17 protein-coding genes are annotated in these 11,267 nt (G+C 41.6%); all 17 read right to left on the minus strand.

Annotated elements, in window-relative coordinates; translation table 11 throughout:
* Positions 1-3: 3 nt before the first annotated feature.
* Positions 4-375, minus strand: coding sequence for a gas vesicle accessory protein GvpU (gene gvpU, locus CHH48_RS07950; protein ID WP_095218612.1), 372 nt, complete (start codon positions 373-375; stop codon positions 4-6).
* 15 nt (positions 376-390) lie between these two features.
* The gene (locus tag CHH48_RS07955; protein ID WP_095218613.1) at positions 391-1,071 is read right to left on the minus strand and encodes a YtxH domain-containing protein; all 681 of its coding nucleotides are present in this window, start codon (positions 1,069-1,071) and stop codon (positions 391-393) included.
* Between the two features lie 13 nt (positions 1,072-1,084).
* On the minus strand, positions 1,085-1,393 hold the full coding sequence (locus tag CHH48_RS07960; RefSeq protein WP_095218614.1) for a gas vesicle protein: 309 nt from the start codon (positions 1,391-1,393) through the stop codon (positions 1,085-1,087).
* A gap of 4 nt (positions 1,394-1,397) precedes the next feature.
* Entirely contained in the window at positions 1,398-1,694 is a 297-nt protein-coding gene (locus CHH48_RS07965; protein WP_038564390.1) for a gas vesicle protein K, read from the minus strand.
* On the minus strand, positions 1,648-1,941 hold the full coding sequence (locus tag CHH48_RS07970) for a gas vesicle protein (protein ID WP_095218615.1): 294 nt from the start codon (positions 1,939-1,941) through the stop codon (positions 1,648-1,650). The genes CHH48_RS07965 and CHH48_RS07970 overlap by 47 nt, the downstream gene beginning before the upstream one ends.
* Positions 1,942-1,954: 13 nt before the next feature.
* The gene (locus tag CHH48_RS07975) at positions 1,955-2,764 is read right to left on the minus strand and encodes a GvpL/GvpF family gas vesicle protein (RefSeq protein ID WP_095218616.1); all 810 of its coding nucleotides are present in this window, start codon (positions 2,762-2,764) and stop codon (positions 1,955-1,957) included.
* Between the two features lie 5 nt (positions 2,765-2,769).
* On the minus strand, positions 2,770-3,033 hold the full coding sequence (locus CHH48_RS07980; protein ID WP_095218617.1) for a gas vesicle protein GvpG: 264 nt from the start codon (positions 3,031-3,033) through the stop codon (positions 2,770-2,772).
* Entirely contained in the window at positions 3,030-3,785 is a 756-nt protein-coding gene (locus CHH48_RS07985; protein ID WP_095218618.1) for a GvpL/GvpF family gas vesicle protein, read from the minus strand. The genes CHH48_RS07980 and CHH48_RS07985 overlap by 4 nt, the downstream gene beginning before the upstream one ends.
* Positions 3,786-3,802: 17 nt before the next feature.
* On the minus strand, positions 3,803-4,075 hold the full coding sequence (gvpO, locus tag CHH48_RS07990; protein ID WP_095218619.1) for a gas vesicle protein GvpO: 273 nt from the start codon (positions 4,073-4,075) through the stop codon (positions 3,803-3,805).
* A gap of 57 nt (positions 4,076-4,132) precedes the next feature.
* Positions 4,133-4,396 (minus strand): gas vesicle protein GvpJ, encoded by a 264-nt coding sequence (gene gvpJ / locus CHH48_RS07995; protein WP_095218620.1) that lies wholly within the window; start codon positions 4,394-4,396, stop codon positions 4,133-4,135.
* Between the two features lie 15 nt (positions 4,397-4,411).
* Positions 4,412-4,609, minus strand: a complete 198-nt coding sequence (locus CHH48_RS08000) for a hypothetical protein (protein ID WP_095218621.1) — start codon at positions 4,607-4,609, stop codon at positions 4,412-4,414.
* 490 nt (positions 4,610-5,099) lie between these two features.
* Complete coding sequence (locus tag CHH48_RS08005) at positions 5,100-5,876, minus strand: helix-turn-helix domain-containing protein (RefSeq protein ID WP_095218622.1); 777 nt, start codon at positions 5,874-5,876, stop codon at positions 5,100-5,102.
* 19 nt (positions 5,877-5,895) lie between these two features.
* Positions 5,896-6,471: a LysE family translocator gene (locus tag CHH48_RS08010; RefSeq protein ID WP_095218623.1), complete on the minus strand. Its 576-nt coding sequence runs from the start codon at positions 6,469-6,471 to the stop codon at positions 5,896-5,898.
* Between the two features lie 164 nt (positions 6,472-6,635).
* Positions 6,636-8,144 carry an FAD-dependent tricarballylate dehydrogenase TcuA gene (gene tcuA / locus CHH48_RS08015; protein WP_095218624.1) on the minus strand — a complete coding sequence of 503 codons (1,509 nt, stop codon included), beginning with the start codon at positions 8,142-8,144 and terminating at the stop codon, positions 6,636-6,638.
* 26 nt (positions 8,145-8,170) lie between these two features.
* Entirely contained in the window at positions 8,171-9,688 is a 1,518-nt protein-coding gene (locus CHH48_RS08020; protein WP_095218625.1) for a tripartite tricarboxylate transporter permease, read from the minus strand.
* An 11-nt stretch (positions 9,689-9,699) separates the two neighbouring features.
* Positions 9,700-10,149 carry a tripartite tricarboxylate transporter TctB family protein gene (locus CHH48_RS08025; protein WP_095218626.1) on the minus strand — a complete coding sequence of 150 codons (450 nt, stop codon included), beginning with the start codon at positions 10,147-10,149 and terminating at the stop codon, positions 9,700-9,702.
* 22 nt (positions 10,150-10,171) lie between these two features.
* Positions 10,172-11,149: a tripartite tricarboxylate transporter substrate binding protein gene (locus tag CHH48_RS08030; protein WP_095218627.1), complete on the minus strand. Its 978-nt coding sequence runs from the start codon at positions 11,147-11,149 to the stop codon at positions 10,172-10,174.
* Between the last annotated feature and the right edge of the window lie 118 nt (positions 11,150-11,267).

Here is an 11,267-nt window from a genome sequence, read left to right on the forward strand (position 1 = left end):
TCTTTATTCTTCATCTGATATTCTTCCAAGGAAGAATCCATCTATATCGCTTATCTTTCCGCGCCATAAAAGATCAGAATTAGCTGGCGTAGTTTTATTTTCTGCCATATATGTGGACATATTTTTTAAATGAATATATTCTGCATTACTTTGCTTGCTGTCAGCCGATTCCTCCGCCTGCTTCAAGGCTTCCTTCAATTGCTTAGCCACATCATTTTTTTCTGAAATGCTGTCTTTTAAATTGGAGAAATAAGATGCTGCTGAAATGATAGTCCCGGTGACCAGAGCACCTTTCACATGCAGTGTAATATCCGTGGAGAAATCATGATGATTAGCTGCTTGTACAAAGAATGACAAAATTTCATCTTTAGCCATTTTTAACCCTCCTAGTTACTTCGTTACGTCATCTTGTCGTACGATTGTTATTCCATTGCTGTTCGCAGCATCTTCCTCTTTTGACGTGTTGTCATTCATGAGCTGGTTCAATTTATTTTCCAATTCTTCGATTTTCTGTTTTAGATTCTCATTCTCATCTCGCAGGTTCTCATTAGCTTGATTGTTCTCGGTGCTTTGATCCTCTTGTTTATCCTGATTGTTGTTATCATTCTGATTGTCCTGGTTGTTGCTATCATCTTGCTTATCCTGATTGCTATTATCATTGTCCTGGTTGTTGTTATTATGCTGGTTACCAGAATTGTGGTTATCCTGTTGAATGTCTTGATTGTCCTTGTCATTCTGGTTAGTAACATTCTCGTTCTTTTCTTCCTGTTTTTCCGTGCTCTGTTCTTCGTCCGAACTCTTATCTTTTTTAAGTTTATCCTGCACCAAATTGATGGTCTGGTCTTTCATTTGCTTAGCTGATTCACCCAAGTCTTTTCCCTTCACTTTCGCTTTCGCTGATTGGAAGGTACCTGCGATTTTCTTCCCGATATTTGGACTAGTCAGTAGTCCGATTGAGGCTCCGGCTATACCGCCTGCAATTGTCCGATTCCAGGTATTATCTACCTTCCTTACTTTATCTGCTGCTTTAACTACTGCCTTATCTACAACTTTATCTTTCATGTCACTCATTTTCTATTCCTCCTTAGTTCGACATTTTTTGTTCTAATAGTTCCAGACGTTTCTGAAGCTGTTCGTTTTCCTCCTGCAGCCTTTTCGTATTGCTATCTGCTGCTTTTGAGGATAGATATGGATCTGATTCCCACCAGTCTAAGCCGATTTCTTTTGCTTTATCGACCGAAGCTACGATTAAACGTATCTTGATGGTAAGCAGTTCTACATCCGCTATCCCTACTGTGATGTCTCCGGCAATGACGACACCTTTATCCAGTACTTTTTCCAAAACATCGACCAAGTTACTAGTGTTGCTCTGAACGACCTGTTGATCTGCCATGATTTCACTTCTTTCCTGGTAAGAGATTTCCTAATGGGCCAAGGTCAATATTTAAATCTTCATCCTTCAAGTTAAAGATTAGTTTCAGTTCTTCCATCTTTAATTCCAAATTCATCAATGCCATGCCTAGATCCTCGATTTGCTGATCCGAAAGTGTTCCGCCTTCCACACGTCGGATAGCGTGGCGTTCAACGATCTGGCGAAGCAATTCAATCACTGTCATGACCAATTGCGCCAAACCATGCTCTGCATCATCAGGATCTAAATGGATTCGCCCGCTCTTCGGCTGCTGCACTTCCATATTCCAGCTCCTCCTTCTGTTTATCGAATGCTTCAGATGTCATGTCCATCCGTGTATTACCGGATTGATTTTGCACTAGCGTTTCAACAGAGGCAATCAGCACTCGCAAGTCCAAATAGACTAAGTCGACACCTGCAATTGAAATAATTAAATCTCCTTTTATCGCAACACCCTTATCGAGGATGACATCAAGTATATCTATTAAGGAAACATCCTTGTTTCTGTCAATCGTTTCACGTGTATTCATCTTGTGCCTCCATCTAATAGACGAAATGATAAGCTGGCCAAGGTCCAGTTGCTTCGAATTTCCATCCGGACGAAGCACTTTCTTCATTTTTCTGTTGAACAAGATTTAAGAATGCTTCTACTTGGTCCGCTTGGATAAGATAGACACTGTTCCAGCTCATTTCCAGATCACGACCTGTGACGTCCTTGCTCCAGGCGGTCTTTATTTTCTCTTCTGAAGCAACCTCAGTTAGTTCCGCATGTATCTGTTCACAGAATTGATTCTTCTCTTTTTCTAATTCACCCTCGACAAGCTGATCGATTTTCCGCTTTTCAAAGAACTTACGGCCGGGAGACAAACTCTCTAACTCCTGCATCTTTTCTTTAATACTGGGGCTGTGCTGCAGGACGTGCTCACGGAGGGGTTCATCATCACAGTAGATTTTCAGATTCCATTCCTCACTGCCCTTAATTCTGATAAATAGGCTTTGTATTGTATCTGCTTGTTCACGCAGCTTTTCTTCCAGACTGTCCTGAGTTAGGTAAATCGTACAGAACTTCATCGGAATCAGCGTATACTTCTTTTGTAGAGAAAGCAGCACTTCATGATGGTGCATCGCACTTTCCTGAAGCCATTCAAGATCGTCTTTCATTCTAGACTCCAATGCTTCCCCTTCATACGCTTCTGCATCCACTTCCGTATAAATAGCTGCAATGTCCCCGTATGTCGCAATCGCTGCATTATGTTCTTTATCAATGCCAGCAAAAGGAGAAAATGGCGTTTTATCCAGCTCATAAACAGGTACAATACCGTATAAATAAATATAACTTTCCTTCTGTCCCATGTTCCTTACTCCTTATCTTCTTCTTCAGCAAGCTTTTCCCACTCATCCAGTTCACGCTGCTTGGCAACTTCATAGCGCAGCAGAAGTTCCTGTTCCTTTTCTTTGTATGCCTCTTCCGAGATTTCCTCCAATTCATACAGCATCTGCAGCTGAATCAGTTTCTGCTGTATAGCAGAGATATCGAAGTACTCCTTGTCAGCTTCATCCTTGATCTTCTGCCCGATTTTTATCAGTAGTTTGATGGGTGCAGAGACCAGAAAAGGCATCATGACGTCTTTTCAACCTGTAAACGAATATTGATAAAATTATACGCTGGCCATGGGCCGGAATATTTGAAATCCACTTTTTCTTCCCATTTGTCATGGAGCTCGTTGACTGCTTCATCAAACTGGGATTCTTTTTCCTTGTCCAGTAAAAACGCACTGTTAAGCAGCATCTTCTCACTGATTGGCTCATTTGCTTTTGCTGCTGTAGCGAGCTTCTGAAGCGGCATTAGAATCTCTTCTTCGATTTGCCGGCGCTTGTCAGTAAAGAACTTCTGGGTTAGTTCACCAAGCTTCATTCGATCATAGTATCCAGCTTCCTTGGATTTCTTGCTTACGGCTTCTTTCAGTCTGACGATAGCAGAATCTTTATGAATTTCCTCCTCCAGCCATTCCTGTTTGCCGATCACTTTCAATCCTAGCTCGATTTTATTGCGTATCTCTGGAAATAGTTCTGTGAACTGAGGTTCGAGTTTCTTCAGTATCACCTTGGCATCTTCATCTGTTTTAAAAACATTGCCGAAACTGACCGGGATCATCTCTTCCTGTTTCTCCATGACGGAGGAAAGGATAGATTGGTGGGCCATTAGATTATCCTTAGTAGGATGATAAATCTTCTGCGGAACTCTAGCCGCTACAAATGCCATATCCCCATGAGTAATCATATATGTGCTTCCGGAAACCCCATCAAATTCCACATCTCCAAAGCTCGGCTGAACCGGTTTCTGCACCGCGCAAAATACATACGTTCCATCCATTGCTGCTGCCTCCTTTATTATTGATCCACTGCACTCCTGTAACGTGTACTTTGTCTTGAATAAGATTCAATTTCTGCATCTTTATTCAGTGTGACGCTATACACACCAAGCATCTCGTCCTTCGCATACTTCTTCATATAATCCCGCTCTTCAAATACTTCGATAATGACAGCCCATCCGTCTGCACTATCTTCACCCTGTCTCGGTTCCACTGCTGTAATCTTATGGGGCGGTGCGATATATTCTTCGAAGAAGCTGCTCACTTTTTTCATGATATCTGTAATGCTCATATTTCCCCTCCTTTCAGTAAATTATGAAAGAGGAAACAGGCTTAAAGCCTGCTCTCCTCATACACTGAATAAGGAATTGCTTCGTTCATTCTTTTGTTCCGGCAATCCTTCGTTCTGTACCTCATCACGTAAGAGGCCGACCGCTTCGGCATATCGCAACCATGTATCTACACTGGCGATTACGACTCTAGCCTCAATTGTTAAAATTTCAATTCCTACTACAGAGACCCGTACAAACGCGTCAATTACAATCCCTTTATCTAAAATGCGGTCAATTACGTCCGCTAAGCCGGAACTATCTGTACTTTTTTGAACTGCCATGTTAAACACTCCTTCTTATTTTTTCTTCACATCGCTCATCTTTTTAACTGATGCCGGTCCTTTCACATCTCGGTAGCTCTTTAATTCCTCAACATGTTTAATTTGTGAAATCGACTTAACTTGCGGGCCTTTGCTGTCAGAACTACGGTCACCCTCTACCTTGTCCTTCATCTGCGTTGCAGTGTCTTGGAGTTCATCCTTCCAACCAAGCAATTTCGTCCGCAGCTTATCAGCCGATTGCTGAGCTTTTTCGTGTACATTAGTACTTTTGTTTTCCTTGATATGTTCAAGGTTCGAAGCGGCAGTTTCCGCTTTTTCCCCTACCTTATTTGATAAAGATGCTTCTATCTGATCCTTTGCTATCTGCCCAACTTTTTTTTGAAGGTTTTTTTTCTTTTCCTTTGGAATAGCTTTTTTGAGGACACCGGTTACGAGCCTCGTTGCTGTTTTGGCTACTTTTGGTTTAACGATTGCTCACCTCCTGTGCGTCTAAAGGGTACATTCCCAGAAGTAATCCCTTTTATAGCAAAAAAATTGTGAATGAAGATATTGGCATCATTGGCAAGAAAAAATACAAAAACCGCGCTATCTGATGCGATAGCGCGGTTGCAGCATTTCTTATACTTAAAAATATTGTTAATCGTTGTTTCCTTATAAAATGGTATAGTTTTTAGTTGACTTTTTTATTTCTATAATGATTGCCTTACCTTATGTTCAGCACATAATCATGTGCAGTTATTCCATAAACACTTTTAAAATGCTTATTCAAATGAGCCAGGTCAACGAACCCGCAAGCAGCAACTGCTTCATATATATCTTTGTGTTTCTCTATTATTTGCTTTGCTTGCTGTACCTTGCTATTTAAGAAATACTGGTACGGTGAAATTCCCGTGTGATTGTTAAACAATCTAATAAATTTGTATTTTGAAAGCTGTAATTCATCACATATTTCATCCAGTTTAAGTACACCTTGTAAGTTGCTATGAATTATATCCTTGGCTTTCATAATTAATGTGTTGTCTTTCCTGCAGCTTGTATCCAGATCAGTCCGAGCAAGAGTATCTGTAAGCGAAACTGCCAGTTCACTGCAAAACGCTTCCTCTTTTTCATTTAATATGGCATGAGATAGGTTCAATACCTTCTGTTTAAGTCCAGCATTGTATACGATTGGATCTGCAAAACGAATCAAATCCTTTTGCCCTGTAATTTCCTGAAGCAACTCAGGCTCCAAGTACAGCATCACATATTCAAGGCCAGTCTCATCGTGTGCCATACCGTCATGTGTCTGTTCTTGGTTAAAGAGCATCACGCCATTTGGATAAGACAATTGCTTGTGACCATCCAAATTATATTGTTGTATACCGCGCAACGTGACACCCATTGCATACTCTCTATGCGCATGTTTCTTATATGTGAATTCTTTCATACTGGCCGACAATGCAGTGATACCCGCCGACTTCTTATAGATGAACTTTTCCATTTTCGTCACCTCTGGCTTTTTAAATCCATATCATGCAGGCTGCATAGAGCAAAAAAGCTGCCATAAGTATATTTACTACTTTAGTATGTTTCTGCAGGAATCCCTTAAAGATTGTTCCAAAAAGAACCCATCCAATGAAAGCCAGGAAACCAATGATCGTTATAACAGCAACAAAGATCAGTATCACTGTACTTTCCGTATAGTTTTTCATAACGAAACTCGGAATGACAGTTAGTGTAAAAATAATTACCTTCGGATTCAAAAACTGCATAAAGAAACCAGATAGGAATGTGCCATTCAGTTGACTGCTCTTTTTTGAACTGTCTGACTTATATATTTGATAAGCAAGGTATATCATGTACAGACTTCCGATTATTTGCAATATAACTAGTATTTTCGGTAACACAGTTACAAGCACTGCATTCAGTATAGCAGATAGAAATAATAGCAACCCAAACGCGAGAGTCGCTCCATACGTATAGTGCATCGCTTTTCTCGTACCGAATTGATTCACTGTTGATAAGATAACGATATTAGTAGGTCCGGGTGTGAATGTAACGATAAAGCAGTAAATCAGAAAAGAAGTGATATTCATGCTGACTCTCCTTTACAGTGGTCTTACATGAATATAAACCGAAGTAACTGCTGTTATATAGTACATTATTGCAAGTGTTGGAGCAGTACAAACGTAAAACCACTCAACTAAAGAAAAGTTAAGCAAGCAAAAAAGCCACCATAAAACTGGTGGCTTCAACCGTTTCAAGAAGGTATATTTGTATTCTTGGATTCTACGTAACGAGCAGCTGATGTACCGGCAGTTTTGCCAAATACTGCGCCGGACATGAGACCTGAACCTCCAGGATAATTTTCATAGAAAATGCCGCCTACCGTTTCTCCTGCAGCAAATAACCCTGAAATCGGTTCACTGTTCTCATTTAACACTTCACTGCTTGTGTTTACAAGCACGCCTCCGAACGAGAAGGTAATCCCGCATGTAACAGGAAAGGCATAGAAAGGTCTCTGTTCAATTGGTAATGCCCAGTTCGTTTTCGGCGGTGTAATGCCTTGTGTAGATTTGCCATCTTTAACAGTGGGGTTGTAATAGCCTTCTTCGACCGCATCGTTATACTCGGCTATTGTGTTTAAGAATGCTTCCTTATTCACCGGAAGCTTCTCGACTAATTCTTCAAGTGTGTCAGCTTTAAAATAACTGGCTTCTTCCAGGTTATACTCCTTGCGTAACATTGGACGGACTTGCTGGTCATAAATTTGATAAGCGACATGACCAGGCTGCTTCAGAATTTCCCGGCCATATTTAGCGTAAGTATAATTTCTGAAGTCAGCACCTTCATCGACAAATCGTTCTCCTTCTTTATTAAGCATGATGCTTAATGGATAGGAATGTTTTTTGAAGATATCACCTGGCTTTGTGAAATCCCCTACCTTTGGTGCGTTATAGTCTGTCCCGATGGAGTGGCAGCCAGACCATTCCCCGTACTTTTGAGCGCCTAGAGCTAATGCCATCGTCAATCCGTCACCTGTATTATATTCCGTGCCGCGTACAATCGCCGCTTCCCATTCTTCCCCTATCTGTTCAGAGCGCATTTCTTTATTGGCCTCAAAGCTTCCGCATGCCAATACAGCACTAGAGGCAGATACCTCAATCGTTTGATCGTTTTGCACCACTACAATAGAAGAGATCTTACCGTTCTCCGTTTTTAATTCAATTGCCCTCGAGCCGTACCAAATATCCACTCCCAGCTCTTCAGCTCTGGCAAACAACGTCATCATCAGCCCCATGCCAATGTTGTGTGTCTTAACAGGTAACCCGCCCCAGAAGTGGAATTGTCCCTCTTTTTCAAATGATTGATTACTATAATTCAATTCGAATTCCACACCGTTCTTTTTCATCCAAGAAATAGTCTGATAGGATTCGTTGACCAGGTGGTTCGCTAATGCTGGTGTGCTTTTTCCGCCAGTTACTCGCATGAGGTCTTCATAATAATCTTTTGTGCTGTATTCGGGCATGACAATCTTGTCAGCTTCTTCATCGGATAGGCGGGGGATGAGTTTTCTTATGTCATTGATATCGTTGTAAGCAAAACGGATTGCTCCATCCGTAAAGTATGAATTTCCGCCCCGCTTTTGTTCGGTTCCTCTCTCAAGAACCAATACTGTCATTCCTGCTTCACGTGCTGCGATGGCAGCACATAAAGCAGCGTTACCAGCACCGACAACAACTACATCGTAGCTTGATTGATTCGACATAACTTTTTCCTCCCTATTTCATATCATTAAGATGATTTGGAAATCCGGTCAGTTTTTTTAGCTTGATTCCTTCTTTTGAAAAATTTAAAGATTAGCGGGTACAGCAAAGACGCTACGGTGAGTGCGAATAAAACGATACTGACTCCAGAGGAGAAGAAAATATCTAAGCTGCCATCTGATGACAATAGGGCCTTCCGGAAGTTTTGCTCCATTTCTCCTCCTACAATCAAAGCAAGTACAAGCGGAGCCAATGGGAAGTCCATCACTTTCAGGAATAAACCAAAAAACCCAAAAATAAGCAATAAGAAAAAGTCGATTGTAGAGTAACTCAAAGTATAGGTCCCGATGAATGCCAGGAGCACAATGATTGGGTAAAGTACTTTGGCCGGGGTATCAAGAATCTTCACAAGCAAGCCGACCAAAAGAATATTGATGATGATTAGCGCAATATTACCGATAAACATACTATTGACCAAAGCCCAAGCTGTTTCCGGCTGTTGCTCAAATAACAGCGGGCCAGGTCTCAGTCCAAGCATAATAAGAGCTCCGAGCATAACAGCGGTCGTTCCTGATCCCGGGATACCCATGGTTAGGAGGGGAATCATTGCGCCCACTGAAGCAGCGTTATTAGCCGATTCTGGTGCAGCTAGACCTTCAGGTGCACCTTCCCCGAATTCTTCCGGTTTCTTGGAGATCTGCTTTTCGGTCGTGTAACTGATCATGGATGCAATCGATCCGCCAGCGCCAGGGAGAACGCCAATCAGGAAACCGATGGGACCGCTCCTCAGAATCGGCCATTTCGATCTCTTCCATTGCTCCTTTGTAAACCAGACCTTACCGACCTTTTTCTTTTCTTTTTTCTCTTGATCGATAGTCAGCAAATTATAAAGTACTTCACCAATGGCATATACCCCAATTATGACTATCAAGAAATCGATACCTTCACTTAAATGGGGGATATCCATCGTGAAACGATAAACACCTGTTTGCGTATCAATCCCTACAGTACTCAAAGTAAGACCAAGCATCATAGCGAGAAAGCCTTTGACCATTTTGCCAATGGATAACGCGACGATAGCTGACAGTGTCAACAGCATTAATAAGAAATATTCCGCCGGGCCAAACTCCAAGGCGAAGTTGGCCAAGGGTTCAGCCAGAAAGATGAATCCGACAACAGCAATAAGACCGCCTATGAACGACGCAACCGCTGATATGGCCAGTGCTTCGCCAGCTTGCCCTTTCTTAGCCATTGGGTAGCCATCGAATGTTGCAGCAATAGCGGAACCATCCCCTGGAGTATTAATAAGGATCGAACTTCGTGATCCACCATACATCGCTCCATAATAAATAGCAGCCATCAATATAATCGCACTGACCGGTTCCATTCCGAATGTAACGGGAATCAATACGGCAACTGCTGTCGCCGGACCAAGACCTGGCAGCATCCCGACAATCGTACCTAAGAAACCGCCTATGATAATCCATAAGATGTTCATTGGTTCCAAGGAAATAAAGAGTCCTTCCATAAAACTGCTTCCGTCCATCTCATCACCTCCTAAGGTAAACTGACTCCAAGTAAAACGCTGAATGCGTACCATGATAAAAAGGAAAAGGCAACAGTGACAATGATGTTAACAAGCCATTTTTTGATGCCGTTAATATAAAACAGAAGACCTCCTAAATAAAGGATGGTGGAATAAAGGAAACCGATGCGATCGAATACAAAGGCGTAAATGACTCCCAGCAAAATCGTAAAGCCTATCAACTTCGGTGTTCTTCCAGAAAGCATCTGTTTGATATATTTGTTTTCTTTATCAAGTTTCTTAAGCTCCTGGAACAGATAGATAATGCTGAAGATCAGCATTATGATGCTTAATCCTGCTGGAAAGTATATGGGCGCATTGGGATTTCCTAAGCTTGCCTTTGGTAAGTTAAAGGAAGCAATTAGAAATACAGCGCTAAATAGAATAAAGAAGATAGGAACACTTAATTTGATCGCTTTCATTTAAAAATCACCTCTTTTGTTCCTATTTAATCAAGCCAGAGTCTTCTATCAGCGTCTTATACAAGTTGTGCTGTTCATCCATAAAAGCTTTCGTCTCTTCACTATTTTTATAGAATCCTTCCCAATCATTATTTTCCAAGACCTCTTGCCATTCTTCGGTTTCAACCATTTCGCTTAGCTTTTCATCCCAATAAGCAATTTCTTCTTCCGTCATATCCGGAGGTCCCATGATTCCTCTCCAGTGAGGGAATACAAGGTCTATCCCTTGATCAGTCCAAGTTGGAACATCTTCAATTCCTTCCACCGGTTTATCAGAGGATACTGCCAGAATATTGAGTTTGTCAGCAAGATACTGATCCTTCACTTCAGATAACGATGTAGTGACTGCATCGACGTGACCGCCAAGCAGCGCAGTTACTACATCACCGCCGCCTTCATATACGAGGAAATTCAGCTGTGAAGGATCAATGCCAAATTCACTCGCTGCCTGCACAAGCGATAAATGGTCATCATTCCCTAGTCCCGGACCTACACCGATTTTGATGGAAGCAGGATCCTCTTTGATCGCCTCCAGCAATTCTTTAGAGGATTCATATTCAGAATCGGGAGGAACGGCGAGGGATTGCCATTCAGTTGCCAAGGTTGCAATTGGTGTGAAACCCTCATAAGTCATTTCACTTTGGCCAAGAAGATTGTTTGTCAGTACTAAGCTTGAGTTGATTGCCAGGGAATGAGAGTCTTTGGATTCTAAGTATTTCCACCCTACTTCTCCGCCTCCGCCTGGCTTATTTACCACATTGATATTTTCTTCAACCAGACTTTGTCCTGATAAGACATTTTCAACCGAACGTGCTGTTAAATCCCAACCACCACCTGGTGAAGCTGGCGCTACAATTTCAAGATTTTTAGAAGGATATTCATCACTTGAGGAAGCGCCGCTCGAACAGGCTGTCATAAAAAGAAGCAGAAACAAAATAGCAATCATGCCGAACTTTCTCATATAAGCACCCCTTATTATTTTTGTCCTACACCTTGGTTCCAAGATGAATGACTGAGTGAATTCATCTTAGCTCGTAGAATAATTAATGTAAACGTTTACAAAATTAAATGCTTTAAGT

The organism is Terribacillus saccharophilus, assembly GCF_002272075.1.
Classification (GTDB): domain Bacteria; phylum Bacillota; class Bacilli; order Bacillales; family Amphibacillaceae; genus Terribacillus; species Terribacillus saccharophilus_A.